The organism is Candidatus Symbiobacter mobilis CR, from assembly GCF_000477435.1.
Classification (GTDB): domain Bacteria; phylum Pseudomonadota; class Gammaproteobacteria; order Burkholderiales; family Burkholderiaceae_C; genus Rhodoferax; species Rhodoferax mobilis.
On the sequence record NC_022576.1, the window covers coordinates 2,946,701 to 2,962,819 of the forward strand.

Genomic DNA, 16,119 nt, shown 5'->3' on the forward strand with positions numbered 1-16,119 from the left:
AGACAACTTGTGTTCTGTGTGTCTAGCTGGCGAATTGATTGCCCAGACCCATGACGACCAAGTTGACCAGATACTAGACGGTAAATTCACTGCCCCGCCCACTGATTACGGGAAGGGCTTGGTTCTCGTTTTGCCGCAAGTACTTCAGGACAGTGCGGGCCGCTATGCCGGAGACTGCTACGGGCGTGACTGGCTGCGCACAAAGATCTCTGATTTCGTCCGTCACAATGTGCAAGGCTATGTCATCATCGCTGCCGATGCCATTTGGGGCAAGACCCACTTCGCCCTCGATTGGTACCGAAACACCCTAAAGCGAGACTCCGATAAACCCCTCGCAAGTTCAGAACTGCCACCGCTGTCGGGCTGGGCTTTCATCCGCAAGGAAGCAGTACCTATTTACAGTAACCCCGTCGACATCCTGTTGTGGCTTGAAGCGCAGACGCGCAATCAAAGGGATATGCCCTACAGCGATCAGAGGCCGGCCCCGGGCCAAGCGACCATAGGTGACTTCAAAAGTTTCAATGCTGACGGTCCGAAGAAACTTGCCGAGCATTTCTACAACTTTCTTGTCGAGCTAGGCGGGCATGCGCAGACAAAAGGCGATCAGGCCATCCTGTTGCTCGACGGGGTTGACGAAATCTGGGGCAGCAGTGGCACCCACCCCAGTTCGCTGTTTCCCGGTGCCCTGCCACTGATGCTGCCGAAAGGAGTATTTATCGTCCTCTTGTCCCGACCCGGCAAACACTTGCGCTGGAAGAGCGGCGATCCGCAAAGCCCCTGTCTGACGCTCGACCTGGCGAGTGCCTTCAAGCCGGGGGCAGCCGATGACGGCCAGCTCGACCTGCTGCGCCAAGGCAATCAGAAAGACTTGGAGAGCTATCTCGAAGGCCGTCTTGAGAAAATGCGCAACGATGGCCTGGTCAAACTCGACGAGTGGCAAAAATTGAACAGGGATTTGCTCGATGCTGCGCAGGGCTACCTCATTGTCCTGATCACCCTGCTGGCCAATGACATTAACCTCGCTGATCGGCTGGAAGCTTGGCGGAACAACCCGAAGAGCCTGCCACGCGGCCCGAAGGAGTTGTTTGCCGGTGTGCTCATCCGCATCCTCGAACACCTGCGCGTCGAAGCTAACCGGAACGGGCTGGACGATACCTGCTGCAACTGCCAGGTGATCACCTCTCTGGGCCTTGCCGCGAGTCTGCGCCAACCCATGACCATGAAAGGACTGGGGCTGCTGCTGTTCCCGAACAAAAAGCCGGTGGCCCAATCAGCACTCTCGTGCCCGATAGCACTCTCGTGCCCGATGACTGCAGACGCTTGCAAAGCCGCGCTGGATTATTGCGCCGAGGTTTTCGTTGGTCAACACGCTGGTGACCATGGGGTCGTGCTGGCCTTCTGGCACCCGCTGATGCGCGACATCGCCATCGCGGCGTTTCGAGCACTGTGGTCGCACCAGGATATCAACGTCGCAAACATCGTTGCGGCACTGGGGCAGGACGCCACGACCACACTCCAACCCTTGCACCGCTGGCTGGCGATGTGCAGCCAACGGTTTTGGAAAGGCGGTCACGTGGATGAAGATAAGCGTGCCGCGTGTGCCTATGCCCTGGCCTGGGGACCCTGGCATGGCTTGCATAGCGGTAACCAGGAGGTCAGCGGCCAGTCGATCAATACGCTACAAGATCCTGTCTATCTGCAAACGGTTTACAGTAGATTTGGCAATCAGGCTGGGCGCATTCTGGATCCGACCGTGGCCGAGGCTCTCGGTCACCCCGACAACACCCACCCGCAGCTTCTTGGATGGGTGCAACGCGCGCTGGTGCATCACGACCGTGCACTGGCTGAGGGGGAACTGGCAGTCGCCTCAGTGCTTTACAACGACCTGTGTGGGTCCGATGCCATCGATGCCCAATGGCGCCAAACAGTGCATGAATTAGCCCTGGCCGCCGGACCGGTGAGGTGGGCGCCGGGCAGTCCGCCCCAGATGCTGAAATTCAAATTTCAGGAGTACGTTACTTCAATTGCCTTTTCTCCGGACGCCCGCTGGCTGGCGGTTGCAACGGGTAAGGATATTGTTCTGCTTGAGGCGCAGGGTGATGCATTTCGCGAGACGACCCGGCTGCAGGGGCATAGCAACTGGGTCAACTATGTGGTCTTCTCTGGGAAGCGTACCGAGGGTGGCTTCTGGCTGGCAAGTGCGTCAAGTGATGGCGTTGGCCTGTGGTCGGTGCCAGCCACAGGCGATGTTGGCGGCCCGATGATTCTGCTCAAAGGGCATACTGGCAGGGTCAATCATGTGGCCTTTTCTGGAGAGCGCGCTGACGGTGGCTTCTGGTTGGCGAGTGCGTCAAGTGATGGCAACGTCGGCCTGTGGTCGGTGCCAGCCACAGGCGGTGTCAGCGGCCCGATGATTCCGCTCGAAGGGCATACTGACGGGGTCAATCATGTGGCCTTTTCCGAGAAGCGCGTTGATAATGGCTTCTGGCTGGCAAGTTCCTCTGGTAATCTCAACCTCGGCATGTGGACAGGTACCTCTGGGGATCCCAACGTCGGCCTGTGGTCGGTGCCAGCCACAGGCGGTGTCAGCGACCCGATGATTCAGCTCGAGGGGCATACTGGCTGGGTCAATCATGTGGCCTTTTCCGAGAAGCGCGCTGACAATAGCTTCTGGCTGGCGAGTGCCTCTGATGATGGCAACGTCGGCCTGTGGTCGGTGCCAGCCACAGACGACGGTGTCAGCGGCCCGATGATTCAGCTCGAGGGGAGGAGAAGTCGTCATATGGCCTTTTCCGGGAAGCGCGCTGAAGGTGGCTTCTGGTTGGCGAGTGCGTCTGGCTTCTGGTTGGCGAGTGCGTCAAGTGATGATGGCTTCGATGACAAAGTCGGCCTGTGGTCGGTGGCGGCCACAGACGGTGTCAGCGGCCAGATGATCCTGCTCGGGGGGCATACTGACGATGTCAATCATGTGGCCTTTTCTGGAGAGCGCGCTGAAGGTGGCTTCTGGTTGGCGAGTGCGTCAAGTGATGGCAACGTTGGCCTGTGGTCGGTGCCAGCCACAGGCGATGTTGGCGGCCCGATGATGCGACTCGAGGGGCATATCAACGTTGTTGGGAACCTCGCCTTTTCCGGGGAACGTGCTGAGGGTGGCTACTGGCTGGCGAGTGCCGATCTACACAACGTCTGCCTGTGGTCGGTCGAAGGCTCAGGCGGTGTCAGCGACTTGAAGATTCAGTTCGACGGGCATACCGACACTGTTAATCATGTGGCCTTTTCCGGGGAACGTGCTGAGGGTGGCTACTGGCTGGCGAGTGCGTCAAAGGATCACAACGTCTGCCTGTGGTCGGTCGAAGGCTCAGGCGGTGTCAGCGGCCAGATGATTCAGCTCGAGGGGCATAGCGACCGGGTCCACTATGTGGCCTTCTCTGGGAAGCGTACCGAGGGTGGCTTCTGGCTGGCGAGTGCCTGTTTGGATGGCAACGTCGGCCTGTGGTCGGTGCCAGCCACAGGCGATGTTGGCGGCTCGATGATCCTGCTCAAGAGGAATCCTGAAAGTGTCATACATGTGGCCTTTTCTGGAGAGCGCGCTGAAGGTGGCTTCTGGTTGGCGAGTGCCTCTTCGTATGGCAACGCCGGCCTGTGGTCGGTGGCGCCCGAAGTCGGTGTCAGCGGCCCGATGATTCCGCTCAAAGGGCATCATACTGAAGGTGCCAAACATGTGGCCTTCTCTGAGAATCGTACCGAGGGTGGCTTCTGGCTGGCGAGTGCGTCAAGGGATGGCAACGTCCGCCTGTGGTCGGTGCCAGCCACAGGCGATGTTGGCGGCCTGATGATGCTGCTCAAGGGGCATACTGAAAGTGTCAAACATGTAGCCTTTTCCGGGGTGCGCGCTGACAATGGCTTCTGGTTGGCGAGTGCGTCAAGTGATGACAACGTCGGCCTGTGGTCGGTGGCGCCCGAAGTCGGTGTCAGCGGCCCGATGATTCCGCTCAAAGGGCATACTAAAGGTGTCCAACATGTGGCCTTCTCTGGGAAGCGTACCGATGGTGGCTTCTGGTTGGCGAGTGCGTCTGATGATCACAGTGTAGGGCTTTGGTCGGTGGCACCCGAAGTCGGTGTCCGTGATCCTATGAGTCGGCTCCAGGGGCATACTGAAAGTGTCAATCGTGTAGCCTTTTGCGGGGAGCGCGCTAACGGCAATCCAGTGTTGGTATCGGCCAGCGACAGGGAGATCATCTTCTGGCGCATTCCGGACGGTCTGCTACTGGCACGAGTTTCCTTCAGCGCCGACGCAATACAAATCATGAGTCTGCGCTGGAGCACCGACCAGCAAATGCTGCTTGTTGCGGGCGTGCTGGGTACCCGGGCGGTCAACCTGAGCCTGATCGTTCCTGAGTGGCTGTTGTCGGGAGAGCACAGCGCCCCTTGACGCTTGCGCTTGGTAGCCGCGTGCTCAGGTGGCGCACAGATGGGGCGTCAATGCACAGCCCACTGCATCGACCCGCAAGGGCGAATGCACCACCCGAACATCCTGTAGCCCGTCGCGGTAGGCGTTGATAAAAGCTTTGCCGAGGCTGCGCTCGATCAGGTACTCGTCCTGGCGTACGCCAAAGCGCTGGTCGGCGCGCGCAATCAGCTCGGCGACGGACTCGGGGGTGACTTCCTTTACCGAGACGCCATAGGTTCGGCCGGTGCGTTCGATGGCGGCGACCATGGCAGCGGCGCGGTGGCGGGACTCCAGGGGCCGGAACAAGGCAAACGCCTGGATGCGTCCGACCAGTTCACGCGGGATGTGCTGTTCGACCAGGTGCCGCCGGCAGAGCTCGTCGATAAGGTCTTCACCGGCGTTGCGCTCGAGTTGGTCGATGTCGCCGAGCAGTCGGTCGGCTCCAAGGTTGCTGGTGAAGGCCAGGATGGATTCGCGGGCATCAATTTCATGGCGACCGTCGACGCTGGCGGCGCTGCTGATCCGCCCCGCGTCCATCAGGTTCATGAACATTCGGAAAACATCCCGGTGCGCTTTCTCGATCTCGTCAAAGAGCAAGACGCTTTTCGGGTAGCGCGCCAGATGGCGAATGAACTGCGAGCTGTCACCGTGGCCCGCATAGCCTTGCGGAGAGCCGAGTAGTTGAGAGACGCGATAGGCCTCCTGGTATTCGGCCATGTCCAGGCGCAGAAACTGGTAGCCGCTGTCTTTCAGGGACTGAGCCAGGGCCTGGCAGGCGCTGGTTTTGCCCACGCCGGTGGGGCCGAGCAGAAATAAGGTCGTCGGACGCGTGGGCTGGCGGCGCGAGGCATGTCTGACCGCGAGTTCGGCGATGGTTTGCACTGCGCTGTCTTGGCCGAAGATGGTGCTCTGGATGGATTGCTGGATGTCCTCGACACGGATGTCGGCGATGGCCTTCTGGCGTTCGGAGACGGCGTCGGCGACGGCGTCCAGGTCGGTCAGCGTTTCTGGGGCTTGAGCTTGACTTGATGCACGCCCATCAAAAGCATCACTGAGCGGACCCTGGACAAAACGTATCAGGGCATCGAAGCTGTCGAAGACGATTTCGCCTGATTCGAACAGGGGGCGGAGCTCAGCGGTTCCCGCATAGGCCGTACCAGGGTCCACTAGCAGCGCATAGCGGCCGCTCGGCCTGGCTTCGAAGCCGACCCTGCCACGCTGCGGTTGGCAGCCGGAAGGCAAGGTGCAGTCGCTAAATACCACTGTGGATCGTGTCAGGCGTTGCCGAAGGTCGGCGAATGCATCCCCACTACCATTGATGAACTGTTTCATCGAAGTTTCCTTTCCGTTTGGATTGCATGGCAAGACCGGGGGCGTACCACCCCCGGTGATTTTGGTCAGACACCGTTGCGTTTTCTGTTGCCGTCGCGCCAGCCCTGGCTGTATCCGTCAAGAAAGGTCTCGGTGTATGTTTGTGGACGCAGGGCCTGCTTCATGCCTTCGAGCAGGCTGACAGGGTTCTTTTTCTTGCCGGCTAGAGCGTCGCTGTAGCCAAGGTTGTAGCCATCTTTGGAACCATTCGTGTAGCTCATTTGTTTCTCCTTTGCGTTGAAATGGCGTGATTGCCGGTGGATGGGACGCAGCGTTGATGCTGCGGCCCGAACTTGCTCAGAATCGCTTTCCTTCTCGGCGAAAGCTTTCCGTGTTCTCCGCCCATTGCGAGGCGATCTTCTTGATGGTGTCGCGCGAGCGGGGCTCTGGATCGAAGCAGATGTAATGCTGATCGCGTGCGGAGTCGTAGTAGCGGTGCGTGCTGTGCGCATCCGTCGGGCGGCCCTGGTAGCTTGGCTGCGAGACAATGTAGGCTCGCTCGGTGCCGTTGGGTGTGGTCACAAACTGAAATTTGTAGTCAATCGCGTTGCTTTTGGTGCGGTAGACGAGGGTTTCATTGCTAGGCATGGTGTTCTCCTGAAGTGGGGTTAAGAAGACGTGACAGAGTGCGTCGACTTGAGGCGAGGCCCCAGTTTATTAAGCAACTCACATTTGAGCGTGTGTTGAACCCTGCTGAGTGTCCGAATAACACTCAGTCAAGTACGGTTCGAGGCTCAGTAGGACAGCAGACGCTGATTTGCCCAGCCCTGGCCAGCGGCGCTTTTGACCGCGACCCAGGTTGACGTTTGCCCATTGAGGGTGTTCCTGGTTTCGGAGCCGCTGCGGACTTGGATGACATCCGAGCAATTCGCTACATAACTGACTTGGTACTGCTTGCCAGGGCCGTTACGTACATTGGCTTGGTAAGGACAGTTCCAACTTGCGGATGAGTAGCGATCTTGGGATTGCCCACGCAGTTGAATGATGCCTGCCGCCAACAGGGCAAGGACGATCAGTGCTGACCACCAGGGACTTGAGTTTGCCGAGCGTTGTGTGGTGCGCCGCGTCAGTGGCCGAGTGACAAACTACAAGGATGCCGAGATGGCACCGCGCTGGACAGCTGCTGGCTTTTTGGAGGCAGTAAAATCATGCAAGAAACTACGCGGTCATGCGGACCTGAAAATCCTAATAAACAGTCTTCGCCCAGTTTCCCAACAAGTCAAGAAGGCAGCATAATCTTCATGACCACCGGATCAAACCTGCAACTGTGTTCGGGACTCGCCACATCACGTTGCCAAGTCCATTGAGTGCAATCCTGGAAACCAGCCATATCGTTTCATGACTTATGCCACGCAAAGGCGCAGTTTCAAGTCACTCAGAACCCTGGCCAATCCCTCATCTTTGTCGCTGTAAGGAAAATCAAAGCCGTCAACCTTCACCCACTGAGACTCTTGGCCCGGATGGACATAGGCCTCAAAGTCATCGACTAGCAGCGTCTCATGAACCAGGGCGTCTTGAACGAATCTCAGGTCTTTGGTCTTTCCCTCCCACGAAACAAATTCGACAGTGGCAAACCAGGGTGGGGCGACGCGCTCTTCAACCAACAGGTGTGCGATTTGCCGAAATCGGTCTTCCCTGACGGCAGTGAATATGAGGATACGAGAAAAGAGTGCTCTGCACTCCTCAAGGAACGCAAACAAACCAGGTCGTGGAATTTGGCTCATCGAATTCGAAATGAGAGTTCCCTCTAGATCAAGGGTAAGGACACTTGGTCGTGGCATGTTGATTGGCAACCTTTAATCAAAAACGTTCCGAACCTCAAATTTCGTGATCCGTGCGATGAGGCAATTTCCAGGACTATTTCCGCCTTTAAAGTGGTAAATAGCTGACCTGCCATCTAAGCCCGTGTTTGCATCGGCCAATGCAGTCATCTCGACTCAGCCGTCTTTTTTGACATGGGGTTCCTCCTGTCCCAGGTGCCCCGATCATGTGATGGATCGCTTTGCTTTCAATCCCTAAAATGGGGAAAGTACTACTAATAGTTAGTTGCCGAGTCTTGAGTGTATGAAATGACCCTGCGCCGGGGGAAATGGTGGTGGCGCAGCCGTTCGCCGGCTTGACGCCTGGCTGCGAACGCTTGAATGTCGTAAATTGATCTCAAAAAACCGGTCAAACTCAACCGCGCAAAGAATAACAATGGTACGATAATTTAGTCGTTTTCCGAGGCTTTTCTTTTGAGTTTTCGGTACGTCAAGGATATTCTGTGAATACCATCTCCGATACTTCAAAAACGGTCGAACTCGCCTTTGTCGTCTGCAAATCCGTCGATATGGCGGATGCGCCCAGTTACTGGCTTCAAGGAAATGTGCATCTGCTCGGCCCCAATTTTCTGGGCGGACATGTCGATCCGGGAGAGTCGCCGCGCGATGCCGCGATCCGCGAATTGATCGAAGAGCTTGGCGATGCGGAACTAGGTGCGAAATGGGGTCTGTCCACAGATTCTGCGCCTGGATTTTCCGTGGATCGTTTGGCGCTCATCAAGTTCATCAAACCTTTGCATGGGGACGACCCTATATGCTTGCCGTTCTATTCGAGGCGCGCGAGTATGGAGCGTGTCGGTCTATGCCATTTCTACGAACTTGATCTGTCCAGCACGCCAGAAGGTAATGCAATCGAGGAGCGACTGCACTGGCTGGCAGGGCGTACTCATCCGGATGATCCATCCCTGTTCGCTTCCCAGCGCTTGACCGGCGCAGAGCTTCTTGCCGAAGCCTGGCGCAATCCAGTCAATCCCTTCATACGTGCGTATGTCAAGCACATCAACCGGTCCATGACCAACGTACCGGTATTCAAGCTCGATCTGGCTGATCTGGAGTCACAGCTCGAGGCGCGATTGCGCACGGCGATGCCGCTGGAGAACAGTTGCATATCGGCGACTTTGGTGCTGCCCAAGACGGCGGACATTCAGGACGCCTTCGCCTATGGCGACTCCTTGACGATGGGGCTGGAACTACGCTGGTCGGGAAGTGACGATGTGTTCCGGGCCCGCATGCCCTTCGCACATGAAGGCGTATTCGTACTGGGCGAGGCAGCCCGTGATGCCGGACATAGCGTGGCGTACAGCCGTTGGCATCCCGCGCTGGTTGCACAACCTGGCTATTGGGCGGTACGCGAATTTCACGCCGGTGGCGAAACCGCGCGCGTACTGAAAGTCGCGCTGGAGAACGGTCGAGTCATCAATATGAGGCTTGACGAAGTCCGCAAAGGCGCAATCAAGACCAGATCGGACCAATTCCGTTACGCAACTCCAGTGAGACAGGGGAATTTGCCCCGTTCACTGATGGCGAGCTTGCCCGGCCCGGGGGAACTGGTTTCTGAGTCAAGCTTGCGCGAGCGCCTTGAAGAGGCGCTCAAAGTACTTGCCACAAATGAGGGCATAGACTGGCTGGACGACCAGAATTTGCGCTATCAGCGTTTGTATACCTATTCCGCTCATATTTTGGCAGTGTTTGGTTGGTTTCTGCGCCAGATCGGAGGCAGCAAGCGCGACCGTGAATCATTCTGGAGGGCCATGCTCAGCGGAGCGGATGCATTTGCCGACCAGGCTTTTCCTTTGAAACACTTGCGCAAGACTGGACGACTACACAGTTTTCGCCCGATTAATGCACTTGATGCGATTTCCAGGCTCACGTCGTTCACAAAATACCCCTACAGAAGTGAAATACTAGAACGCTTACCGGCCGTATTTCGACAGATTCACCCGAGTTATCGCGGTGTCGTCTGTCCATTCGAGAGCCCTGAATCAAAGCTGGTGGGTCTGACACTTAATTTGGCCCGTGGGGTCAATGTCGATGCTCAGGGCGTATTCAAACCGGCCGTGTCGAATGATACTTCGCTACAGGTGGGTTATTCCGCCAGTCTGGTGCCATTCCTGTGCCATAACGATGCGCCACGGACCATGATGGGCGCAAAAAACATGAAGCAGGCGGTTCGCATCCGTGACCCCCGCCCCCCCATGATCGACACTCATGGTGACGCTGCCATCTTTAGACTAGTTCGCCCGCTTCAGGAATTAGGCGTGCTGTCAGCGGATGTGCCGGCGGCGCCCGGCCGGGATCTTCTGGTCGCTTACATGCCATATGACGGCCTGAATTTCGAAGATGGCATTGTCGCGAATCAGCGATTGCGCGATGAAGAATCCATGAACTGGATCGAGGACGAACACATCGAATATTTCATCGAGCCGGACTGGGAGTTGTGTCCAGGTAGTTTTGGCGAGGATTCGTGGGAACGCAGTCAAGCGGCGATGTTCGACCACAGAGGGCTGCGTCGGTTGGGGTCGTTGATTCAGAGCTGGCCGGACGGGGACCGGGTCGCACATGTCCAGCACCGGTATAGCAAAAATTTGAGTCACATTAAATTGTTTCTCGCAAGCGAGGCGGAGTTGATCGGCCTGGAGTTTCTCCCTGCACCCGCGCAGGGCTATTGCAGTGCCTTGCACCTGACCCTGCGTCGTTACCGTCCGCTTGCGGTCGGCGACAAACTGATGGGACGACATGGCAACAAGGGGGTCATCGCCACCTTTATTGATCCGGAACGAATGCCAAGATATCCTGCTGATTCTCGGTTACCCGACAGCATCCGCGGACGCTCGGTGGATTTGCTGCTCAATCCCAATGGTGTGATTTCCCGTATGAACATGGGTCAACTGATCGAAACCCAGGCGACGCTGGCGATGACGTTGGGCGGCCCCAAGTTCGAAGGTCAGCAGCAATTCGATGCCCTGTCACGCCAGGCCCTGGCTGGATTTTTTGAAGCCAATACGCACGGCTTTGACCGGTATGGCGGCATTCGCTTGGAACTGCCGGATCGGGGCGTGTCCACCACCCTGCCTGTGACCACGGGATTTCAGTATTTCCTTAGATTGAAGCAATCACCCATGGATAAGGCCCAGGTCAGGGCGGTGCCTCGCAGTGTTGCAGGCTATTCGAGGCTGACCGGGCAACCGCTAGGTGGACGCCGCCGGGGAGGTGGTCAGCGACTGGGTGAGATGGAGGTATGGGCACTGGCCGCGCATGGCGCGGGCCGTTTTCTAAGCAGCGCACTGACCGTGAAGAGTGATTATTCACGCCTGCAGGGGAACAACGATGAGCCATCAACCTACCGGTCGATCCAGGATTTTCTCAAAGCGCGCGGGCTGGAAATGGCGACCGAGGCTGGGGCAGCCGTGGTGGGAGTTGTACATGCCGAGGAAAATGCGCAACGCTTGCTTACTAGTTCTGGCCTGGCCCAGGTTGTGGTGAGAATTCACGCACGTTGTGAAACTTGTACGAAAACCATCGAGACCGAAGCCACCCCCAAGCAGCGTGATGGCCTCAAGGTAGACCTCGCGGGATGGTTCTCTCGTCATGGCCTCGTTCTCACCGACCAGACCATGGCAACTCTCAATGCAGAGCTGGGATCACTGTCTCCACCCTTCGACTGGAAAACCACATTCGTCGTATCAGAACATGGAGTTGGCCTCTTAATTGGCGCTTTGCACGTGCGGATGGTGGGTAAGATGGCCTATCAAGGCGACGTCGAGGTAGCGGGCAAAGCTCAAACATTCAAGGGACGCCTCGACGCAACGCGTATCACAGTGAGCAAGTTGATAACGTCCTTGCTAACCTGCCCTGAGCATCCTGAAGTGCTCCTGTCAGTAGATACTGGCGAGGCGTACACCCTCACGCAACCGTTACCAGGCGGGCTTTTCGATTCGGCTCTGTTCGGAGATGATGGTCGGCAGTTCGCAGGCTTGCGCTACCCGGTGTCAATAGATGCGGATCACACACTGGTCTGGCAAGTTCTGCCGGTTCTACCCGCACGCTATCGCAGTGTGTCCAACGACTTAGGCGGCAGGAGCAACGAGTGCGACAGCTTGACCAAGATCTACCAGCAGATGTTCGACACCGCGAGAGACGTTGACAAACTGTTGTCAAACTTGACCCAATCTTCGTCAATCGACAAAAAAGCGGCGCTTGAGCAAGTAAACCAGAAACTGCGCCAGATCGCCAATAACAAAGCCGAACTCTACAATCAGTTGGACAATCGAATCAAGGGCAAATTTGGTTTGTTGCGCCGTTTCGGCCTGGGTCGTCGCGTCAATCTATCGGGGCGTTTTGTCATCGTGCCTGGCCCCAAACTGGCGTGGGATCAATGCGGTCTTCCGGTTGGCGCGCTGGCCATGCTGCTGGCGGACAAGATCGCACTATGGGATGCACTAGGCGACCTTAAGGGCATAAAGGTCGAGGTTCTCGACAGCCAGTTCTGGTTGAAGTTGGGAGAACGCCGTAAGCTGATTGATGTTTCTGGTGAATTCATTGCCTCGATTGTGCATGTGCTGGCAGCTTTCCTGGCGGAGCATCCTTCGATTCGGGTTGTACTAAATCGCGCGCCGAGTTTGCACAAGTACAGTGTTATGGCCCTGCGGCCGTTGCTTCTGCCAGTTGAAGATGGCTTTGTACTGCGCATCAATCCATTGGTGTGCGCCGGCTTTGGCGCTGATTTCGACGGCGACGAAATGTCTGTTCATATGCCGTTAACCGAAGCGGAGCACCTCGAAGCCGCCCAATTGATGAGCCCGGTGGCCGAACGAAACCTGCTTTCTGTAGCGACGGGCAAGCCACTAGCGGGTTTTAGCCAGGACATGGTGCTTGGGTGCTATTTGGCGAGCCTTAGTGAATTTGACCGTGCGCGATTTATCGACATTTTCCCGGACCCGTGTTGTCAAAAGATATTGCGAGATTACCCTTGTTGGACCAAGGCGGTCAGCCAGGAATTGCTGGGTCATCTGTGCAAAGCACATGCGGACCAGGCGCCGGAATTGATTTCACGCTGGGTGAGTGCCTGCTTTGCTAAAGCAAGTGAGTCGGGCAGTTCCTTCGGTTATCTCGATCTGCTGTCTATCTCGACCCCGGTTCCGGCAGGCGAGGATGCTCCCGGTAATGGCGAACTGTCACGACGAGTTGGCCGAATCGTCGAGTCAATCTATCCATTGACTGAAGGTGATCCGCCTGCAGGCGCTGGTTTTGCCGCACTGGCCAACAGTGGCGCGCGCGGAGGCCCTGAACAGACACGTCAGATGTTGGTGATGCGCGGAATGCTCGATCCTGGAGCCATTGGCTTTACAAGCCAGGATCGAACCTGTGACTTCACCTTACGGACAAACCTCCTGCTTGGCATGACCTCGGACGACGCATTCCAGGGGGCATTCAATGGCCGGTCATCGATGATCGACAAGAAGCTCGGCACACCCGTGGCCGGTGCGCTGACCCGTCGGCTGGTGTTGGCGGCATGGACTTGGCTGGTCGAGAAAGGTCACTGTGGCGTGGATGTTCCAGCCGGGTCGGTCCTGGCCTGTCATTGGCTCGAGCGCAAGCGGATTTGCACGCATTGTTATGGGACTGTATTTGGCGTATCTGACCTGTCCGGGTATGCCTGTGGCCTGATAGCGGCACAATCATTCGGTGAGCGAGGTACCCAGTTGTCCATGCAAAGTTTTCATACCGGGGAGAAGGCCATCTCATTGGCGGTGCTCGAGCAATGGATGAGTCGCATGGGTGAGCACCATCGATATGAAAGCTTCAAAGAGGGGATAGCTCGCTTCGGTGTGTACGATGCTCTTGACGAGCGGCATCTGAAACTGATATGGCTGGCAATGCGCGGCGATTGCACTGACCTGGATATGGCGTTGTTCGGTAGGGGCCAGACTTTCATCGAAACTGCCACGCATGCCCAAGAGGACAGACGCCAGTTAATTTCCACTTCCCCATTCTTGCGCCTGCTGTTCAATCAGGCACCCGTTTGGACGGATCTGGGGACCGGGGAGCCATCATGAAACACAGGATTCGCATCGACACATCGCCGCAGACCGTGCAACGGTCAACTCCTGTGGCACATCGCAAGTTACATGAGAAGGCAGGGCAGGCATTGAGGCAAAAACAGTCAAACGTCGCTGAACTGGCGCTTGGGCAACTCGAACAGCGTGCCTTGTTCGATCCAGTGGGTCAGACCGAGTCTTCAGATTCGGCGATCGATGGGCTCGAACTGCTCAATGATGAAATCGAGGATGACCCTGAGGAATTCCTTGAGCCAGCAGATTTGTCGGGAGATCTTCCGATTGATGCGGACGTCGCTGGCGAACTATTGACCCATGAGATATCCGGTCAACCCGTGGTCGACCTCGGCAAAGCGGATCGACTGGATATCTTCCAGCGTGAAGGATGCTGGCTTTGCCGCTACCGCGAGCCAGTGATGACACTGGCTGGACTGGATGCGCAAGATGCGAGCTACGTGCATCGCCGCTTCCGGTTCTTTCATGCCTTGGCGGGCTGGCTGACTGAAAAGGGCCAAGCGTTTCTGGCGACACCTGGTCCGCACACGTGGGCGAGTCTTCAAGGGAATCGGTATCTTGATTTCGCCACGCTTGCCCCTTGTGTTACCCATAAAGGCATGTTGGACCACATCCGGCAATATTCCGGGTTCGAACTGGGTGTATCCCTTTTTTCAAGACTGTTGAAGGACCGCAAGATCTGGCTTGCGTGGCGCGGAAGAACTGCCACCCCGGTCAACATCTTGTTCAGCCGCGAATATCGGTTAGCGTGGGCCGTACAAGGACTCAAGCATTGGCAGGGCAATGAGATATTTGACTGGACTGTCGCGGAACATGCCCAAGCGGCGATCAAGGGCCGAAGCGCCGAAAATGACAATATGCACGATGCCTTCACGCGTATGGCCAAAGCTGCCGACGTTCCCAATGAAGAATTACGCACCTGCATGCCCACCAATTCGACCAGGTGATTGACATCAAAAAAAACAGCAAGCTTACATACCTCCTGCCCGAAGCCGAATGGCCTGGGCAGCCTGAATTGTTTCAGTCAGCCACCTCGCTGGCCAATTCAGAGGGAATCGGCTTCGTTTACCTGGCTTCTGGACAAGGTCTGCGTGATCTGATGCGCACATGCCCCCCACACTTCATCGCGCGCCATCCGGAGGGCAGGGTCATTGTTCTCAGCGCTGCTCGAAACGGCCGACCTAGAAACCCAGAGGACGGCTTTGCAAACCGTGACTACGCCATCGAAGAACAGGCGCGTGAATGGATGCATCTGGATCTTCCAGAGGAAGCCCACGTCGGGTGGAATATCTGGCTGCGAGAACAAGTGGCCGAATGGCTGGACATACCAAAAGAGCCTTCGGACGAAGTTCAGGCCATCGGCAGTCTTGTTAAGCTCACAGATCCAAGTAATGTTGCGGCGCTCTTCCTGACTGGGAGATCGCCAAGCATAAAAAAGGTGGTTGATGCGCTCGACCGGATCAAGCGTGCTTATCGTTTGCAAATTGGTGGCAAGGTAGGTGATCGACGGGATAAAGTTCTGAGCCCACTTGACGCTCTTCTGGCCGCAGACAAACCAAATGAAGAATTGTATCGGGCGGTTGCTGGCGCACTTGAGCATGTCGTCGAAGGTGTCGCGATTCCGCGGCGCTTCAGCGACGTTAAACCAGACGCCTTGCCGCGCGTATTGATATTGGGGCCGTCAGGGAGTGGCAAGAGCGTTGTTGTTAATTATCTAGCCAGACGAACTTCTCCACAGGGGTCGGAAATAACTCATCGCCCACAGATGCGTGTCCCCCTGCCTTCATTCAGCAAAAACGAACAACTGATGGAGTTTGAACTGTTCGGCTATATGCGTGGTTCATATACAGACGCACGTCCCAATGGTAGCCCAGGTGTCTTGATGAGCCATCTCGGGGGTATCGTCTTTCTAGACGAAATCGGTGAAGCAACGCCGGCATTGCAAGCCAAACTCCTTGCCTTTTTGGACGACTACCGTGTGACTCCGCGCGGCTGGTATGGTAAGGGAATCTACTGCCCACTCATGCTGGTTGCGGCGACGAATCGGCCCATTGATCTGTGGGCAGCGCAGTATGAACAGGATGAAAACGCCGGCCACGGCCGTTTCCGTCACGACCTGTACCAACGGTTTACCCACATTATCCGGCTGCCTGGTCTCGATGAACGCAAGGAAGATTTGCCCGAACTTGTGGATGGTTTGCTACAACTGGATTGGATTAATGCGGGTCAACGAATTACTGGTATCACTCACAGCGCCTTGAAAGCATTAAGTGATATCGATTTTTCTCAAGGAAATTTCAGGGCACTTCAAAATAAGCTTCAACAGGCTTGTCAACGTGCGTCATGCAGACGTTCAAAGATTATACAGGTATTTGATTTGGTCTTTTAGGATGTGTGAGCAATTAACATT

Annotated in this window: 9 protein-coding genes; 5 read left to right on the forward strand and 4 right to left on the reverse strand. The window is 56.5% G+C overall.

Features of this window, described 5'->3' with window-relative positions; all coding sequences use genetic code 11:
• The first annotated feature begins 34 nt into the window (after positions 1-34).
• Positions 35-4,429, forward strand: a complete 4,395-nt coding sequence (locus CENROD_RS12045) for a WD40 repeat domain-containing protein (protein ID WP_187292309.1) — start codon at positions 35-37, stop codon at positions 4,427-4,429.
• A 24-nt stretch (positions 4,430-4,453) separates the two neighbouring features.
• On the opposite strand, the gene CENROD_RS12050 is transcribed toward CENROD_RS12045, so the two are convergent.
• From CENROD_RS12050 to CENROD_RS12060, 3 genes are all read right to left on the reverse strand, one after another.
• On the reverse strand, positions 4,454-5,779 hold the full coding sequence (locus tag CENROD_RS12050) for an AAA family ATPase (RefSeq protein WP_022776669.1): 1,326 nt from the start codon (positions 5,777-5,779) through the stop codon (positions 4,454-4,456).
• 65 nt (positions 5,780-5,844) lie between these two features.
• Complete coding sequence (locus tag CENROD_RS12055) at positions 5,845-6,039, reverse strand: hypothetical protein (protein ID WP_022776670.1); 195 nt, start codon at positions 6,037-6,039, stop codon at positions 5,845-5,847.
• Positions 6,040-6,115: 76 nt separating this feature from the next.
• Entirely contained in the window at positions 6,116-6,406 is a 291-nt protein-coding gene (locus tag CENROD_RS12060; RefSeq protein ID WP_022776671.1) for a hypothetical protein, read from the reverse strand.
• Between the two features lie 393 nt (positions 6,407-6,799).
• Here CENROD_RS12060 and CENROD_RS12065 point away from each other — a divergent pair, with 393 nt between their 5' ends.
• Entirely contained in the window at positions 6,800-7,054 is a 255-nt protein-coding gene (locus tag CENROD_RS12065) for a hypothetical protein (RefSeq protein ID WP_022776673.1), read from the forward strand.
• A gap of 107 nt (positions 7,055-7,161) precedes the next feature.
• On the opposite strand, the gene CENROD_RS12070 is transcribed toward CENROD_RS12065, so the two are convergent.
• Positions 7,162-7,599, reverse strand: coding sequence for an NIF family HAD-type phosphatase (locus CENROD_RS12070; RefSeq protein ID WP_022776674.1), 438 nt, complete (start codon positions 7,597-7,599; stop codon positions 7,162-7,164).
• Between the two features lie 482 nt (positions 7,600-8,081).
• Here CENROD_RS12070 and CENROD_RS12075 point away from each other — a divergent pair, with 482 nt between their 5' ends.
• From CENROD_RS12075 to CENROD_RS13360, 3 genes are read left to right on the forward strand one after another with little or no spacing between them, the layout of a single operon-like run.
• A complete protein-coding gene (locus CENROD_RS12075) occupies positions 8,082-13,694 on the forward strand; it encodes a DNA-directed RNA polymerase subunit beta (RefSeq protein WP_022776675.1) in 5,613 nt (1,870 codons plus the stop codon).
• Positions 13,691-14,656 carry a hypothetical protein gene (locus CENROD_RS12080; RefSeq protein ID WP_022776676.1) on the forward strand — a complete coding sequence of 322 codons (966 nt, stop codon included), beginning with the start codon at positions 13,691-13,693 and terminating at the stop codon, positions 14,654-14,656. Before CENROD_RS12075 ends, CENROD_RS12080 begins: the two co-directional genes overlap by 4 nt.
• Positions 14,653-16,098, forward strand: coding sequence for a sigma 54-interacting transcriptional regulator (locus CENROD_RS13360; protein ID WP_022776677.1), 1,446 nt, complete (start codon positions 14,653-14,655; stop codon positions 16,096-16,098). Before CENROD_RS12080 ends, CENROD_RS13360 begins: the two co-directional genes overlap by 4 nt.
• The last annotated feature ends 21 nt before the right edge of the window (positions 16,099-16,119 follow it).

Bases quoted from the DNA above. Each gene is read 5' to 3' on its own strand.
- CENROD_RS12050 (WP_022776669.1), bottom strand. From the start codon at position 5,779: ATGAAACAGTTCATCAATGGTAGTGGGGATGCATTCGCCGACCTTCGG.
- CENROD_RS12055 (WP_022776670.1), bottom strand. From the start codon at position 6,039: ATGAGCTACACGAATGGTTCCAAAGATGGCTACAACCTTGGCTACAGC.
- CENROD_RS12060 (WP_022776671.1), bottom strand. From the start codon at position 6,406: ATGCCTAGCAATGAAACCCTCGTCTACCGCACCAAAAGCAACGCGATT.
- CENROD_RS12065 (WP_022776673.1), top strand. From the start codon at position 6,800: ATGATGCCTGCCGCCAACAGGGCAAGGACGATCAGTGCTGACCACCAG.
- CENROD_RS12070 (WP_022776674.1), bottom strand. From the start codon at position 7,599: ATGCCACGACCAAGTGTCCTTACCCTTGATCTAGAGGGAACTCTCATT.
- CENROD_RS12080 (WP_022776676.1), top strand. From the start codon at position 13,691: ATGAAACACAGGATTCGCATCGACACATCGCCGCAGACCGTGCAACGG.